General features: G+C 74.1%; 13 protein-coding genes. 9 read left to right on the forward strand and 4 right to left on the reverse strand.

What is annotated here, in order from left to right:
- Window positions 1-29 precede the first annotated feature (29 nt).
- Window positions 30-944 carry a glutamate ABC transporter substrate-binding protein gene (locus tag K353_RS24655; protein ID WP_111555804.1) on the reverse strand — a complete coding sequence of 305 codons (915 nt, stop codon included), beginning with the start codon at window positions 942-944 and terminating at the stop codon, window positions 30-32.
- A 77-nt stretch (window positions 945-1,021) separates the two neighbouring features.
- Complete coding sequence (locus K353_RS24660; RefSeq protein WP_111555742.1) at window positions 1,022-1,804, reverse strand: amino acid ABC transporter ATP-binding protein; 783 nt, start codon at window positions 1,802-1,804, stop codon at window positions 1,022-1,024.
- Between the two features lie 416 nt (window positions 1,805-2,220).
- Here K353_RS24660 and K353_RS24665 point away from each other — a divergent pair, with 416 nt between their 5' ends.
- Window positions 2,221-3,078: a response regulator transcription factor gene (locus K353_RS24665; RefSeq protein ID WP_370447648.1), complete on the forward strand. Its 858-nt coding sequence runs from the start codon at window positions 2,221-2,223 to the stop codon at window positions 3,076-3,078.
- Window positions 3,079-3,084: 6 nt separating this feature from the next.
- Window positions 3,085-4,509, forward strand: a complete 1,425-nt coding sequence (locus K353_RS24670; protein ID WP_111555743.1) for a HAMP domain-containing sensor histidine kinase — start codon at window positions 3,085-3,087, stop codon at window positions 4,507-4,509.
- Between the two features lie 54 nt (window positions 4,510-4,563).
- Here the strand turns inward: K353_RS24670 and K353_RS24675 are convergent, their stop codons facing one another.
- The gene (locus K353_RS24675) at window positions 4,564-5,604 is read right to left on the reverse strand and encodes a TAXI family TRAP transporter solute-binding subunit (RefSeq protein WP_111555744.1); all 1,041 of its coding nucleotides are present in this window, start codon (window positions 5,602-5,604) and stop codon (window positions 4,564-4,566) included.
- A 105-nt stretch (window positions 5,605-5,709) separates the two neighbouring features.
- Here K353_RS24675 and miaB point away from each other — a divergent pair, with 105 nt between their 5' ends.
- Entirely contained in the window at window positions 5,710-7,239 is a 1,530-nt protein-coding gene (gene miaB, locus K353_RS24680; protein WP_111555745.1) for a tRNA (N6-isopentenyl adenosine(37)-C2)-methylthiotransferase MiaB, read from the forward strand.
- Between the two features lie 237 nt (window positions 7,240-7,476).
- Window positions 7,477-8,169 carry a hypothetical protein gene (locus tag K353_RS24690; protein ID WP_158585483.1) on the forward strand — a complete coding sequence of 231 codons (693 nt, stop codon included), beginning with the start codon at window positions 7,477-7,479 and terminating at the stop codon, window positions 8,167-8,169.
- Window positions 8,170-8,178: 9 nt separating this feature from the next.
- Here K353_RS24690 and K353_RS24695 read toward each other — a convergent pair whose 3' ends face one another.
- A complete protein-coding gene (locus K353_RS24695) occupies window positions 8,179-8,520 on the reverse strand; it encodes an antitoxin (protein WP_233533811.1) in 342 nt (113 codons plus the stop codon).
- A gap of 91 nt (window positions 8,521-8,611) precedes the next feature.
- On the opposite strand from K353_RS24695, the gene miaA reads away from it, so the two are divergent.
- The 5 genes from miaA (at window position 8,612) to hflX (ending at window position 15,319) form a co-directional block, all read left to right on the forward strand.
- Complete coding sequence (gene miaA, locus K353_RS24700; RefSeq protein WP_111555748.1) at window positions 8,612-9,589, forward strand: tRNA (adenosine(37)-N6)-dimethylallyltransferase MiaA; 978 nt, start codon at window positions 8,612-8,614, stop codon at window positions 9,587-9,589.
- 252 nt (window positions 9,590-9,841) lie between these two features.
- The gene (locus tag K353_RS24705) at window positions 9,842-10,327 is read left to right on the forward strand and encodes a hypothetical protein (protein ID WP_111555749.1); all 486 of its coding nucleotides are present in this window, start codon (window positions 9,842-9,844) and stop codon (window positions 10,325-10,327) included.
- Window positions 10,328-10,447: 120 nt separating this feature from the next.
- Window positions 10,448-11,326 carry a diaminopimelate epimerase gene (gene dapF / locus K353_RS24710; RefSeq protein WP_199528232.1) on the forward strand — a complete coding sequence of 293 codons (879 nt, stop codon included), beginning with the start codon at window positions 10,448-10,450 and terminating at the stop codon, window positions 11,324-11,326.
- 176 nt (window positions 11,327-11,502) lie between these two features.
- Complete coding sequence (locus tag K353_RS24715; RefSeq protein ID WP_111555806.1) at window positions 11,503-13,818, forward strand: bifunctional (p)ppGpp synthetase/guanosine-3',5'-bis(diphosphate) 3'-pyrophosphohydrolase; 2,316 nt, start codon at window positions 11,503-11,505, stop codon at window positions 13,816-13,818.
- 1 nt (window position 13,819) lies between these two features.
- Window positions 13,820-15,319: a GTPase HflX gene (gene hflX / locus K353_RS24720; RefSeq protein WP_100840403.1), complete on the forward strand. Its 1,500-nt coding sequence runs from the start codon at window positions 13,820-13,822 to the stop codon at window positions 15,317-15,319.
- Window positions 15,320-15,368 lie beyond the last annotated feature (49 nt).

A 15,368-nucleotide genomic window follows, 5' to 3' on the forward strand; every position in this document is an offset into this window, starting at 1 on the left:
TCCTTTCTCGGTATCGGTCGGGTCGGGCGTCAGGCGGTCGGGTCCAGCGCGGGGACGGACGGCGCGGCCGAGCCGGACAGGCCCAGGGTGGCGTCGTACGCCTTCTTCCAGTCGCCGTTGTCCTCGTGCTTCTTGAGGGCGTCGTTGATCGCCTTCTGCAGCACCGCGTCGCCCTTCTTCAGGCCGACGCCGTAGCGCTCGGTGGAGAACGGCTCGCCGACGACCTTGAGCTTGCCCTGGTTCTTCGCGGCGTAGCCCTTGAGGATCGCGTCGTCGGTGGTGACCGCGTCGACCTCCTTGGTGAGCAGCTTCTCCACGCAGAGCGAGTAGCTCTCGAAGGTGGTGACCTTGGCGCCGTACTTGTTGATGTTGTCGACCGAGGTCGAACCGGTGACGGTGCAGACCGCCTTGCCGCTGGTCGACTTGGCGTCGGTGATCGAGGTGTCGTCCTTGTTCACCAGCAGCGACTGGCCGGCGATGTAGTACGGGCCGGCGAAGTCGATCTGCTTCTTGCGGTTGTCGTTGATCGAGTAGGTGCCGACGTAGTAGTCGATCTGGTCGCCGGAGATCGAGGTCTCGCGGGCGCTGGAGTTGATCGTGGTGAACTCGACCTGGTCCGCGGAGAAGCCGAGGTCGGCGGCGATCATCTTGGCGATCTCGATGTCGAAGCCGTTGCGCTTGCCGGTCTGCACGTCCTCGAAGCCGAGGAACGGCTGGTCCGACTTGGCGCCGATGCGGAGCTTGCCGGCGGCCTTGGCCTTGGTCCACACCGGCGAGCCGTCCAGCTTGGCGTCGGCGTTCACCTGGTAGGTCGGCAGCTGCGGGGCGGCCGAGCCGCCCTTGCCGCCGGCGTCCGAGTTCGGGGTTCCGTCCTTGCCGCAGGCCGCGACCGCGGTCAGGGCGAGCACGGACAGGGCGGCGGCTACGGTACGACGGGCCTTCATGCGGTCGTTCTTCTCCTCGGTAGGGGCCATCGCTGGCTCCGGGCAAATTGCGAACTGACGCTGGATCAATGGCTGGCTCAGTGGTGCAGGATCTTCGAAAGGAAGTCCTTGGCGCGGTCGCTGCGCGGCGCGGTGAAGAACGCCTCGGGGGTGTTCTGCTCGACGATCCGGCCGTCCGCCATGAACAGGACGCGGTTGGCGGCCGAGCGCGCGAAGCCCATCTCGTGGGTCACCACCACCATGGTCATGCCCTTGGCGGCGAGCGAACGCATCACCTCCAGCACCTCGTTGACCATCTCCGGGTCGAGGGCCGAGGTCGGCTCGTCGAACAGCATCACCTTCGGGTCCATCGCCAGCGCGCGGGCGATCGCCACCCGCTGCTGCTGGCCGCCGGACAGCTGGGCGGGGTACTTGTCGGCCTGCGCGCCGACGCCGACCCGCTCCAGCAGCTCGCGGGCGGTCCGCTCGGCCTGCGCCTTCGGCACCCGGCCGACCTTCACCTGGGCGAGCACCACGTTCTGCAGCACCGTCTTGTGCGCGAACAGGTTGAAGGACTGGAACACCATGCCGACCTGGGCGCGCAGCCGGGCCAGCTCGCGGCCCTCGGCGGGCAGCGGGCGGCCGTCCACCTCGATCGTGCCGGAGTCGATGGTCTCCAGCCGGTTGATGGTGCGGCACAGCGTCGACTTGCCGGAACCGGACGGGCCGATCAGCACCACGACCTCGCCCTGGGCGATCTCCAGGTCGATGTCCTGCAGCACGTGCAGCGCGCCGAAGTGCTTGTTCACCCCGCGCAGCGCCACCAGCGGGGCGGCCCCGCGGCCTTCCGGCTCGGGCAGCCCGGCACTGTTCTCGGTCATCGCGGCTCGCTCCCTCGTCCTCCGAACCCGGGCCAACTCGCAAGGGCCGCAGAGCCGGTGATGGTCCGTCTGATGTCCGGGGGCCGGAGCCGGCGGAGCCCACGGCCCCCGGACGGGGTGACTTTAGGCAGGTACACGACCCCTCGTCAGCCGATCTGAGCTGAACTTGAGGATCACGGTTCGGCTACGCCGGGTAGTCGACGGATAGCGGATACCGGCTGGGTAACGGACCGGGCAACCCGGTTGACCGGGTGACGCCGGATGGGCATGGATGCCAGGATGGCCCGGTCCCGCCGCGGGCCCAGCCATGACAACGCGCCGCCGCGGCCCGCGCCCCGACCCGGGCGCGGGCCCCGGCACCGAACGCCCGCACGTGTCCGAACCAGCCCGGACGAACCCCACGGAAAGGAAACCCGATGCGCCTGCTCCTGGTCGAGGACGACGACCGCGTGGCTTCCGCCCTGGTGGCGGTGCTCGGCCGGCACGGCTTCCAGGTCCGGCACGCCCGCAGCGGCCACGAGGCACTGGACGCGCTCGTCCCGGACGGCAGCGACCCCTACCGGGTGGTGCTGCTCGACCTCGGCCTGCCCGACCGCGACGGCTTCGAGGTGTGCAGCCGGATCCGGGCCGGCAGCGGAGTCCCGGTGATCATGGTGACCGCGCGGGCCGACATCCGCTCCCGGATCCACGGCCTCAACCTCGGCGCCGACGACTACGTGGTCAAGCCCTACGACATGGGCGAGCTGCTGGCCCGCATCCACGCCGTGGCCCGCCGAGGCACCCCCCGCAGCACCGAGGAGAACGGCCCCGAGCCGTCCGGGCCGCTGGCCTCCCGGGGCGTCGAGATCGACCGCGAGCGCCGCCGGGTCTCCGTCGAGGGCCGCGACGTCCCGCTCACCCGCAAGGAGTTCGACCTGCTGGCGCTGCTCGCCCAGAGCCCCGGCGTGGTCTACCGCCGCGAGCAGATCTTCAGCGAGGTCTGGCGCTCGGGCTGGGAGGGCAACGGCCGCACCCTGGAGGTGCACATCGGCTCGCTGCGCACCAAGCTCGGCCTGCCCGGCCTGGTCGAGGCCGTCCGCGGGGTCGGCTACCGGCTGATCCCCGACCAGCCCGACAGCGGTCCCGACCAGCCCGACAGCGGTCCCGACCAGACCGACAGCCGTATCGAGCAGCCCGACAGCGGCCCCGGGCACGACACCACCGGCCCCGGGCACGGCTCCGGCTCCGGCGCCCAGGACGGCACCGGCTCCCGCGACGGCGCGGCGGGGCGCTGACCGCACGTGCGCAACCGCCTGCTCGGCATCCTGATCGCCCTGATGGCCTGCGTGCTGGCCGCGCTCGGGGTGCCCCTGGCCTACCTGATCGCCGCCTCCGAGCAGTCCAAGGTGGTCGTCGACCGGATCGACGACGCCGCCCGCTTCGCCCAGGACCTGCCCACCCAGGGCCGCCTCACCACCGCCGTCAAGGGCGACCCGCAGCCCGGCCCCGGCGACAACGGCCGACTGCACGCCCTGGCCACCGAGGCCGACCGCTACCAGGAGCTGTACGGCGCCCGGATCGGCCTCTTCCAGCGCGACGGCAGCGCCATCGCGGTCTCCCCGGGCGGCTGGCGGCCCCCCGCCGCCGGGCCCGGCCGGCAGGCGTACCAGGAGGCCCTGGCCGGCCGCCGCAGCCACAACCCGCCGCAGGTCTGGCCCTGGACCCCCGACCGCACCCTGGCCGTCGCCCTGCCGGTGGTCCGGGACGGCGACGTGATCGCCGTGGTGCTCACCGAGTCGCCCACCGACGGGCTGCGCTCGCGCGTCCTGCACCGCTGGATGGTGCTGGCCGGCGGCGAGGCGCTCGCCATGATCGTCGCCATCCTGCTCGCCGTCCGGCTCACCGGCTGGGTGCTGCGCCCCGTCCGCACCCTGGACCGGGCCACCCACGACATCGCCACCGGACGGCTCGGCGCCCGGGTCGCCCCCAGCGGCGGACCGCCCGAACTGCGCCGGCTGGCCCGCTCCTTCAACGACATGGCCGACCACGTGGTGCTCGCCATCGACCAGCAGCGGGCCTTCGTCGCCGACGCCTCCCACCAGCTGCGCAACCCGCTCGCCGCGCTGCTGCTGCGGGTCGAGCTGATCGGCCTGGACCTGCCCGAGGGCCACGAGGAGGAACTCGTCGCGGTCCGCGAGGAGGGCGCCCGGCTGGCCCGGGTCCTGGACGACCTGCTCGGCCTGGCCACCGCCGAGGGCTCCCGGCCCGAACCCGAGCCGGTCGACCTGGTCGACCTGGTCCGCACCCGGGCCGACGCCTGGCGCCCGCTCGCCGAGCAGCGCGGCGTCGCCCTGCACTGGGAGGGCCCGCCGATGGCGCACGCCTGGGCCGACCCGATCGGCTTCGGCAGCGCGCTGGACGCCGTGCTGGACAACGCGCTGAAGTTCACCCCGGCCGGCAGCACCGTCCGGGTCGGCCTGCTGATCGGCAAGGACGAGGTCACCGCCACCGTCACCGACGCCGGACCGGGCCTCACCGAGGAGGAGCTGGACCGGGTCGGCGACCGGTTCTGGCGCTCCTCCCGGCACCAGAACATCGACGGCTCCGGCCTCGGCCTGTCCATCGCCCGCACCCTGCTGCTGGCCGGCGGCGGCGGCCTCGGCTTCGAGCCCGCCGAGCCGCACGGCCTGACCGTGCGGCTCAGCGTGCCCCGGCGGCGGCGCTGACCGACCCGCGCCGGGCCCCTCGGCGGCGGCCGGGGCAGGGACCGGGGCGGCGGCTCAGGGCTTGACGGACTGGTAGTAGCGCCGGGCGCCCTCGTGCAGCGGCAGCGGGTCGGTGTACACCGCGGTGCGCAGGTCCACCAGTTGGGCGGCGTGCACCTGGCGGCCGATGTCGTCCCGGCTGTCGATCACCGCCCGGGTCAGCGCCTCCACCAGCGCCGGGTCCACGTCCGCCCGGGTCACCAGCAGGTTCGGCACCGCGACCGTCGGCACCGCGGTCCGCTCCGGCTCCACGTCCGGGTAGGCGTCCGCCGGGATGGTCGCCGCCCGGTACGCGTCCATGCCGGGGCCCGCCAGCTGGTGCAGCGGGTCGGACAGGTCGCCCATCGGGACGATCCGGATCGGGGTGCGCTCCGACAGGTCGGACAGCGCCGCGGTCGGCAGGCCGCCCGACCAGAAGAACGCGTCCAGCCGGTCGCGCTGTAGCTCGTCCGCGGCCTGGACGACGCTGACCGGCGACGGCCGCACGTCCCGGTCCGGGTTCAGGCCCGCCGCCTCCAGCAGCCGCCGGGTCACCAGGTTCACGCCCGACTTCGCCTGCCCCACCCCGACCCGCAGCCCGCGCAGGTCCGCCACCGAGTGCACCGGCGAGTCGGCCGGCACCACCAGCTGCATGTAGTCGTCGTACAGCCGGGCGATGGCCCGCAGCCCCGGTTTGTCCGGGCTGCCGAAGCTGGCCACCGCGTCCGCCGTGGCCACCGCGAAGTCGTCCTGGTGCGACACCAGCCGCTCCAGGTTGTCCAGCGAGCCCTCGGAGTTGTCCAGCTGGACCTTCAGCCCCGGCATGTGGCCGCCCAGGTACTGCTGCAGCAGCACCCCGTAGCGGTCGTACACCCCGCCGTCCACCCCGGTGGCGAACGCCACCCGCCCGTGCGGGCCGGACGAGGAGCGCGCCGAGGACACCCACCAGCCGCCCGCGCCCCCCGCCACCAGCAGCAGCACCGCGGCGGCCCGCAGCAGCCGGCCGCGCAGCACGGAACGCGCCGCGGACCGCAGCGCGGCGCCGGGGCGGAGGAGCGGGTTCGCAGCAGCAGCCATGCCGTGGATACTGCCAGCCCCCACCGCCCGGCGGCAGCCCCCTCCCCGCCGCCCGCACCCCGGCGGGAGGCCCGCGCCGCTGCCCTTACCCTTGGCTCTGTGGGTATGGAGGAGAGCTTGCGAACTTACAAGGTCGTCACGTACGGCTGCCAGATGAACGTCCACGACTCCGAGCGCCTGTCCGGGCTGCTGGAGGAGGCCGGCTACGCCAAGGCGGCCGGCGACGGCGACCCCGACCTGGTGGTCTTCAACACCTGCGCGGTCCGCGAGAACGCCGACAACAAGCTGTACGGCAACCTCGGCCGGCTCGCCCCCGCCAAGCAGGCCAACCGCGGCATGCAGATCGCCGTCGGCGGCTGCCTGGCGCAGAAGGACCGCGAGACCATCGTCCGCAAGGCCCCCTGGGTCGACGTGGTCTTCGGCACCCACAACATCGGGCACCTGCCCGCCCTGCTGGAGCGCGCCGCCGTCGAGCGCAAGGCCCAGGTCGAGATCCTCGAATCGCTGGAGACCTTCCCCTCCACCCTGCCGACCCGGCGCGAGTCCGCGTACGCCGCCTGGGTCGCGATCTCGGTCGGCTGCAACAACACCTGCACCTTCTGCATCGTCCCCGCCCTGCGCGGCAAGGAGGAGGACCGCCGGCCCGGCGACGTCCTCGCCGAGGTCGAGGCGCTGGTCGCCGAGGGCGTCGTCGAGGTCACCCTGCTCGGGCAGAACGTCAACGCGTACGGCTCCGACCTCGGCGACCGGGAGGCGTTCGGCAAGCTGCTGCGCGCCTGCGGGCAGGTCGAGGGCCTGGAGCGGGTCCGGTTCACCTCCCCGCACCCGCGCGACTTCACCGACGACGTCATCGCCGCGATGGCCGAGACGCCCAACGTGATGCACCAGCTGCACATGCCGCTGCAGTCCGGCTCCGACACCGTCCTCAAGGCGATGCGGCGCTCCTACCGGCAGGAACGCTTCCTCGGCATCATCGAGAAGGTCCGGGCCGCGATGCCGGACGCGGCGATCTCCACCGACATCATCGTCGGCTTCCCCGGCGAGACCGACGAGGACTTCGAGCAGACCCTGCACGTGGTGCGCGAGGCCCGGTTCGCCAACGCCTTCACCTTCCAGTACTCCAAGCGCCCGGGGACGCCGGCCGCCGACATGGCGGACCAGGTGCCCAAGGCCGTGGTGCAGGAGCGCTACGACCGGCTGATCGCCCTCCAGGAGGAGATCTCCTGGGAGGAGAACAAGAAGCAGGTCGGCCGCACGCTGGAGATCCTGGTCGCCGAGGGCGAGGGCAAGAAGGACGACCGCACCGACCGGCTCTCCGGCCGCGCCCCCGACAACCGGCTGGTCCACTTCTCCCGGAGCTTGCGAGGGGAGAACGAAGAGCACGGCACGCGGCCCGAGGGCGGCGTGCGGCCCGGCGACATGGTCACCGTCGAGATCACCTACGCCGCCCCGCACCACCTCCTCGCGGAGGGCCCCGCGCTCGCCGTCCGCCGCACCCGGGCGGGCGACGCCTGGGAGAAGCGGCAGGCGGCCCCGCCGACCGCGAAGCCGGCCGGCGTGATGCTGGGGCTGCCGACGATCGGCGCGCCCAAGCAGCCGGCGACCGCGCCGAGCGGCGACGGCTGCGGCTGCTAGCGGACGCGCATCAGGGGGCGCGGGGAACCGCGCGGCGGGAGTCGTACGTCGGCGCGCGGCGGGAGCCGTACGTCGGCGGGGTCGCGGGACGGTGCGAGGCACGGTCCCGCGTCGCGGTCCGGCGGTGCGTGCTCGGCCGGCCGCGCGGTTCCCCGCGCCCCCGTGCGCAGCGCCCGGCGCAGCGGTCCGCTCCGCGTCCCCGGTTCCGTCCGGTCGGTGGCGCGTAGAGTGATCGACATGCTTGCTGCCGCCGCCGTGTGCCCCTGCCCGCCGTTGCTCGTGCCGGAGGTGGCGGCGGGGGCCGCCGGTGAGGTGGCGGGGCTGCGGGAGGCGTGCCTGGCGGCGGTGGGGGAGCTGGCCGGGGTCGATCTGGTGGTGGTGGTCGGGACCGGTGAGCGGGCCGGGGTGTGGACGGAGGGCGGCGCGGGGTCGCTGCGCCGGTACGGGGTGGCGAAGGCGGTGCGGCTGCCGCTGGGCGGGGTGGACGGTCCGGAGCTGTCGCCCGCGCTGACGGTGGGGGCGTGGCTGCTGGAGGAGGCGGGCGTGCGGGTGCCGACGCACGCCGTCGCGGTGCGGCCGGACACGGCGCCGGAGCGGCTGCTGGGCCTGGGCCGGGGGCTGGCCGAACTCGCGGACCGGATGGGCCTGTTGGTGCTGGGGGACGGCAGCGCCCGGCGCTCGGTGAAGGCCCCCGGCTACCTGGACGGGCGGGCCGAGGGGTACGACCGGGCGGTGGCGCTCGCGCTGGCCGGGGCGGACGCGGCGGCGCTGGCCGGGCTGGACGCGGAGCTGTCGGCGGAGCTGATGGCCGAGGGGCGTGCCCCGTGGCAGGTGCTGGCGGGCGCCGCGGAGGGCGCCGCGCTCGGCGGTGAACTGCGCTACGAGGACGCCCCGTACGGCGTCGGCTACCTGGTGGCCTCCTGGCGCTGACGCCCCGGTTCAGCCGTTGGCGGGCGGGACCGGCGGGACCGGCGGGGTCGGGCCGCCCGCGGCCGGCGGAGTCGGGCCGGTCGGCGGGGTCGGGCCGCCCGCGGTCGGCGGCAGGTCGTCCGTGGGCTTGGCCGCGAAGTCGTCCCGGGCGTGCTTGGTCGCGGAGGTGCCCTTCACGATCTTGTCGGAGTACTTGTGCTTGGTGGCCTTGTCGATCGTCTCACCGGCCTTGTCCACCATGTTGTCGATCTTGTCCCCGTGCTTGCCGGCCAGCTCGCTGGCCTTGTCCTTCAGTTCCTCGGCCTTGCCCTTGAGGTTGTCCATCAGGCCCATGGCGTGCGCTCCTCGCATTTCGGGTCATTCCCGCACCAGACATAGCTGATCCTCCCCGGTCAACGACGCAGTGACACGGGAGGTGCTCGGCTTTTGCGAGACTGGTGGGGTGAGCGGTTCCTCTTCTTCCCCTTCCACGCGTCCCGACACCCCGCCCCGGGTGGTCTCGGTGGTCGGCCCGACGGCGGCCGGCAAGTCCGACCTGGCGGTGGCGATCGCCCGCGAGCTCGGCGGGGAGGTGGTCAACACCGACTCGATGCAGCTGTACCGGGGCATGGACATCGGCACCGCCAAGCTGACCGCGGCGGAGCGCGGCGGCGTCCCGCACCACCTGCTGGACGTGTGGGAGGTGACCGAGGCCGCCTCGGTGGCCGAGTACCAGGGCCTGGCGCGGGCGGAGATGGACCGGCAGCTGGCGGCCGGGCAGGTGCCGGTGCTGGTCGGCGGCTCGGGCCTGTACGTGCGGGCGGCGATCGACGAGATGGAGTTCCCCGGGACGGACCCGGCGGTCCGGGCCCGGCTGGAGGAGGAGCTGGAGCGGGTCGGCCCCGGCGCCCTGCACCGGCGCCTCGCCGGGCTGGACCCGGCGGCGGCGGAGGCGATCCTGACCGGCAACGGGCGGCGGATCGTCCGGGCGCTGGAGGTCATCGAGATCACCGGCCGGCCGTTCACGGCCAGCCTGCCGACCCAGCGGGCGGTGTACCCGGCGGTGCAGATCGGCGTCCGGGTGCCGCGCCCGGAGCTGGACCGGCGGATCGAGCTGCGGGTGGACCGGATGTGGGAGGCCGGGCTGCTGGACGAGGTGCGGGAGTTGGAGGAGGCCGGGCTGCGCGAGGGGCTGACCGCGAGCCGGGCGCTCGGCTACCAGCAGGTGCTGGCGTTCTTCGCGGGGGAGTGCACCGAGGACGAGGCGCGGGCGGAGACCGTGCGGGCCACCCGGCGGTTCGCCCGGCGCCAGGAGTCCTGGTTCCGCCGGGACCCGCGGATCCACTGGTTGGAGCGGCCGGAGGGCGCCGATCCGGTCGAGCTGCTGGGCCGGGCACTGGAACTGATCCACCGTCCGGAAGCGTCCCACCGGGTGGGCTGACCGGCGGTTTCCGGCTGCCCGGCGGAGGTATTCGGCCAGGCTCGCGGCGTCTGCACCGGCAGACGCAGGTGCAGGAGGTACCGGCGGTCACGGCGGGATCACGTCCTGGCATCGGATCACCCGATCAAGCCGTGCGACCCCCTGCGGGCGTGTTGGTACGTGCCATCATCGGTACCACCGAGGCCCGGCACGCGGGCCGGCCTCACCGCCCGCGAGCTCCGGAGCTCGTGTCGAGCCGTCAGGGGAGGCCGCGTGTCAACGGGTACCGGCCCCGAAACCGATGAGCTGCTCGGCGACGTCTCCGACAGGTCCGAGACCCTCCCCGAGCTCGCCGTCCCCACCACCTCGTACGCGGTGGCACTGCCCGCGATCGACGACCTGGCCGCCGCGCCGGGCGTGGTCCACGAGCGGGACATCCGGCCGCGCCGCCGGCTGCGCTGGTGGCAGACCCTGCCGATCGCCGCGACCGTGATGTTCGGCTCGCTGATGTTCGCCTTCCCGCTGGCCTTCGGCAGCGAGGGCGCGACCGCGATGATCGGCATGCTCGGCCTGCTGATCACCGCCGCCTCGGTCGGCTGGGGCGCGATGGCCGCCCGCCGGGCCGGGTACAAGTGGCCGGGCGTGCCGCGCCGCGGCAGCGCCGAGCGGGCCGGGTGGAAGGCCATCGTGCTGTACACCCTGCTGGCGGCCGTGGCCGTGGCCCTCGCCGTCTGGCGGGTCGTCCACCTGCGCGGCTAGGCCCCGCCCGGCAAGACCGGCCGGACCGGGCCCGGGCCCCGTCCGCCCGCCGGGACCGCCCCCGTCCCACGGGCCGTCCGCCCGGGGTCGGAGCGGCCCGGTTTCGTTACCATCGGCGGTGTGAGCGAGCGCAGCGGTATCAGCGGAACGGCCTTCCTCAAGGGGCACGGCACCCAGAACGACTTCGTGATCCTCCCCGACCCGGACGGCCGGATCGACCTGTCGGCGGCCACCGTCGCCGGGCTGTGCGACCGGCGGGCCGGGATCGGTGCGGACGGCGTGCTGCGGGTGGTCCGCTCGGCGGCCGAGCCCGCGGCGGCGGGGGCGGCCGAGCAGGCCGAGTGGTTCATGGATTACCGCAACGCGGACGGCTCGATCGCCGAGATGTGCGGCAACGGGGTGCGGGTGTTCGCCCGCTACCTGGTGCACGCCGGGCACGCCAAGCCGGGCGAGCTGGCGGTGGCCACCCGCGGCGGGGTCAAGCGGGTGCGGATCGCCGAGGACGGCGCGGACGGCACCCCGGGCGAGGTCACCGTGGACATGGGCCGCGCCGTGCTGCCCGGCCCGGACGGCATCACCGTCACCGTGGACGGGCGCAGCTGGCCCGCGCTGAACGTCAACATGGGCAACCCGCACGCCGTCGCCTTCGTCGAGGACCTGGCGCACGCGGGCGCCCTGCTGGACGCCCCGGCCACCGCCCCCGCGGGCGCGTACCCGCAGGGCGTGAACGTGGAGTTCGTGGTGGACCGCGGCGAGCGGCACGTGGCGATGCGGGTGCACGAGCGCGGCTCCGGCGAGACCCGCTCCTGCGGCACCGGCGCCTGCGCCGTCGCGGTGGCGGCGATCCGGCGGGACGGCGCCGACCCGGCGGTCACCGGCGAGGCGGTGCGCTACACCGTGGACGTGCCCGGCGGGCGGCTGGTGATCGAGGAGTTCCCGGACGGCCGGATCGAGATGACCGGCCCCGCGGTGATCGTCGCCGAGGGCGTCCTGGCCTGACCGCAGGTCAGCGCGACGGAGCGTCAGCTCCCGCTTCCCACCCGGACCTCCGGCTAATCCGCCCGTTCGAGTGATCCGAGTGACAGAGGGGAAGCGGGGGCTCGCGGAACGTGCTCTGCTCGGTAGCATGGACCACCGGGTCGGCCGTCGCTCCGGTGTTGCTGCCGGAGGTGCAGATGACCATCCGCTCCGAGTTGGCGGGTTCGCCGTCCAAGCAGCAGGCGGGCCGGTTCAGCCGCGCGGCACTCGGCCGGGCCGGCCGGGCGGCGCTGCTCGCCACCGGGCGGACGCCCGTCCCCGACGCCATCGAGCCGATCGTCCAGGCCCACCGGGTGCACCACCCGCAGGCCGACGTACCGCTGTTGACCAGGGCGTACCGGGTCGCCGAGGAGAGCCACCGCGGGCAGACCCGCAAGAGCGGCGAGCCCTACATCACCCACCCGCTCGCGGTGACGATGATCCTCGCCCAGCTCGGCGCGGACACCACCGCGCTGGTCGCCTCGCTGCTGCACGACACCGTCGAGGACACCGAGGTGACGCTCGACCAGGTCGCCGAGGACTTCGGACCCGAGGTGGCGTACCTGGTCGACGGCGTCACCAAGCTGGAGAAGGTCGACTTCGGGGCCGCCGCCGAGCCGGAGACCTTCCGCAAGATGCTGGTCGCCACCGGCGACGACGTCCGGGTGATGGTGATCAAGCTCGCCGACCGGCTGCACAACATGCGCACCATCCGGCACATGAAGCCAGCCAGCCGGGTGCGGATCGCCAAGGTCACCCGGGACGTGCTGATCCCGCTGGCCGAACGGCTCGGCATCCAGGTGGTCAAGGCGGAGCTGGAGGACATCGTCTTCGCCACCCTGCACCCCGAGGAGTACGAGCGCACCGGCGCGGTGGCCGAGGGCTGGGCGGACGGCGTGCTCGCCCCGTTCGCCGACGAGCTCGGCCGCCAGCTCGGCGAGGCCGGCATCCCCGCCGCGGTCACCGTCCGCCCCCGGCACCTGGTCTCGCTGCACCGGGTGATGATCAAGCGCGACGCCGGGCCGGACGGCGCCGGACTGCGGCCCGCCGACTTCGGGCGGCTGCTGGTGGTGGTCGAGGAGAACGCCGACTGCTACGCCGTGCTCGGCGAGCTGCACACCTGCTGGACGCCGCTGCCCGGCGAGTTCAAGGACTTCGTCGCCGCCCCCAAGTTCAACCTGTACCAGTCGCTGCACACCGCCGTCGCGCTGCCCGGCGGCGAGGTGGTCGAGGTGCTGGTCCGCACCCGGCGGATGCACGAGGTCGCCGAGACCGGCGTGGTCGCCCTCGGCGACCCGCGCACCGCGCAGCAGGGCGCCGCCGACGACCCCGAGGACCGCACCGACCCGGCCCGCCCCGGCTGGCTGGCCCGGCTGCTCGACTGGCAGCAGGACACCCCCGACCCGGACGCCTTCTGGTCCGCGCTCACCGACGACCTGCGCGACGACCGCGAGATCACCGCCGTCACCGAGGACGGCGCCACCCTGCACCTGCCCGCCGGGTCCAGCTGCCTGGACGCCGCCTACCTGCTCGGCGAGGAGACCGGCCACCGATGTATCGGCGCGCGGGTCAACGGCCGGCTCGCCGCGCTCTCCACCGAACTGCGCGACGGCGACATGCTCGGCCTGCTACTCGCCCCCGACGGCGAGGACAGCGGGCCGGACCCGCAGTGGCTGGAGTACGTCCGCACCCCCGGTGCCCGGCTCGCCGTCGAACGCCGGCTGGCCGCCCGTCCGGCCGCCCCCGCCGCCGAGGTGCCCGAGCAGAGCGGGGCCCCGGCCGTCCCCGCCGCCGGGGCCCCGGTCCCGCCGCCCGCCGCCGTCGCCCCGGCCGAGGCGCCCGCCGCCGTCGCCCCGGCCGAGGTGCCCGACCTGCCCGGCGCCGCCGTCCGGCTGGCCCGCTGCTGCACGCCCGTCCCGCCCGACGAGGTGACCGGGATCGTGCTGCGCGGCGGGGCCGTCGCGGTGCACCGGGCGGGCTGCCCGACCGGCAGCCGGATGCTGCACGGCGGCCGCCGCCCGGTCGAGGTCCGCTGGCTGCCCGGCGGCGCCCCGCAGTGGGGCTACCGGGCCACCCTGCACGCCGAGGCGCTCAACCGCCCCCGGCTGCTCGCCGACCTGACCGCGGCGATCTCCGGCGAGGGCGCCTCCATCTTCTCCGCCGAGGTCGAGCCGCCCCGCCAGCTGCGGGTCCGGCACAGCTACACCCTGGAGCTGCCCGACGCCGCCGCGCTGCCCGCCGTGATGCGCGCGGTGCTCCGGGTCTCCGGCGTGTACGACGTCTACCGGCCCGGCGGCCCCGAGACGGCGGCGGACGGGACGGCGGCGGACGGAACGGCGGGGGCGGGTGCCGACCCGGACGGGGCGGCTGGTAAAAGGGATGACTCGGGCGCGGCGGACGTGCAACCATCGTGGGGAATTCACGGCGGCTCCGCCGTGTTGTCCGAGAGCACGATCCGATCAACCCAAGGATGAAATGACCTCCACGTTCGACAGCCGCACCCGATCGAGCGAGTCCGCCAGCCGGCTCGCCGACCTCAAGGCGGAAGCCCTGATGGACGAGGACCTCGCGGCGATCGACGAGGGCCTCGGCAACTACGACGGAGAGCAGTACGACCGCTCCGAGCGCGCCGCGCTCCGGCGCGTGGCCGGCCTCTCCACCGAACTGCAGGACGTCACCGAAGTCGAGTACCGCCAGCTCCGCCTGGAGCGCGTGGTGCTCGTCGGCGTGTGGACGGACGGCACGCTGGAGGAGGCGGAGAACTCGATGGCCGAGCTCGCCGCCCTCGCCGAGACGGCCGGCTCCGAAGTCCTGGACGGCGTGATCCAGCGCCGCGACAAGCCCGACGCGGCCACCTACATCGGCTCCGGCAAGGCCAAGGAGCTGCGCGACATCGTCGCCTCCACCGGCGCCGACACCGTGGTCTGCGACGGTGAGCTGACGCCCGGCCAGCTGATCCACCTGGAGGACGTGGTCAAGGTCAAGGTGGTCGACCGCACCGCCCTGATCCTGGATATCTTCGCCCAGCACGCCAAGTCCCGGGAGGGCAAGGCGCAGGTCTCGCTCGCCCAGATGCAGTACATGCTGCCGCGGCTGCGCGGCTGGGGCCAGTCGCTGTCCCGGCAGATGGGTGGCGGTGGCTCCGGCTCCTCGGGCGGCGGCATGGCCACCCGCGGTCCCGGTGAGACCAAGATCGAGACCGACCGGCGGCGGATCCGCGAGAAGATGGCGAAGCTCCGCAAGGAGATCGTCGAGATGAAGAAGGGCCGCGACACCAAGCGGCAGGAGCGGCGGCGCAACCACGTCCCCTCGGTGGCCATCGCCGGGTACACCAACGCGGGCAAGTCCTCGCTGCTCAACCGGCTCACCGGGGCCGGCGTCCTGGTGGAGAACGCCCTGTTCGCCACCCTGGACCCGACGGTCCGCCGGGCCGAGACCCCGAGCGGCCGGCTCTACACCCTGGCCGACACCGTCGGCTTCGTCCGGCACCTGCCGCACCACCTGGTCGAGGCGTTCCGCTCCACCATGGAGGAGGTCGCCGACGCCGACCTCATCCTGCACGTGGTGGACGGCTCGCACCCCGAGCCGGAGACCCAGCTCGCCGCCGTCCGCGAGGTGATCGTCTCGGTCGACGCGCAGAATGTGCCGGAGATCGTGGTGATCAACAAGGCCGACGCGGCGGACCCGCTGGTCCTCCAGCGCCTGCTGCGCCGCGAGCCGCACGCCCTGGTGGTGTCGGCCCGCAGCGGCCAGGGCATCGAGGAACTGCTCGCCCTGATCGACCAGGAACTGCCCCGCCCCGCGGTGGAGGTCAGGGCCCTGGTCCCCTACACCCGCGGCGACCTGGTCTCCCGGGTGCACGCGGAGGGCGAGCTGATCTCCACCGAGCACACCGCGGACGGCACCCTGCTGCACGCCAAGGTGGCGACGGCGCTGGCCGCCGAGCTGGAGCGGTACGCGGTCGTCACGGCCTGAGCCTGACCGACCCGGCACCGGCACCGGCCGCCCCGGCGGCGGAGGAACG

Origin of the sequence: Kitasatospora sp. SolWspMP-SS2h (genome assembly GCF_003259315.1) — a bacterium.
Classification (GTDB): Bacteria; Actinomycetota; Actinomycetes; order Streptomycetales; family Streptomycetaceae; genus Kitasatospora; species Kitasatospora fiedleri.

Coding starts and splice junctions, on each gene's coding strand:
- K353_RS24675 (WP_111555744.1), bottom strand. CDS start 5,604: ATGGCTGCTGCTGCGAACCCGCTCCTCCGCCCCGGCGCCGCGCTGCGG.
- hflX (WP_100840403.1), top strand. CDS start 13,820: ATGACCTCCACGTTCGACAGCCGCACCCGATCGAGCGAGTCCGCCAGC.
- miaB (WP_111555745.1), top strand. CDS start 5,710: ATGGAGGAGAGCTTGCGAACTTACAAGGTCGTCACGTACGGCTGCCAG.
- K353_RS24655 (WP_111555804.1), bottom strand. CDS start 944: ATGAAGGCCCGTCGTACCGTAGCCGCCGCCCTGTCCGTGCTCGCCCTG.
- K353_RS24665 (WP_370447648.1), top strand. CDS start 2,221: ATGCGCCTGCTCCTGGTCGAGGACGACGACCGCGTGGCTTCCGCCCTG.
- K353_RS24695 (WP_233533811.1), bottom strand. CDS start 8,520: ATGCGAGGAGCGCACGCCATGGGCCTGATGGACAACCTCAAGGGCAAG.
- K353_RS24690 (WP_158585483.1), top strand. CDS start 7,477: ATGCTTGCTGCCGCCGCCGTGTGCCCCTGCCCGCCGTTGCTCGTGCCG.
- K353_RS24660 (WP_111555742.1), bottom strand. CDS start 1,804: ATGACCGAGAACAGTGCCGGGCTGCCCGAGCCGGAAGGCCGCGGGGCC.
- K353_RS24715 (WP_111555806.1), top strand. CDS start 11,503: ATGACCATCCGCTCCGAGTTGGCGGGTTCGCCGTCCAAGCAGCAGGCG.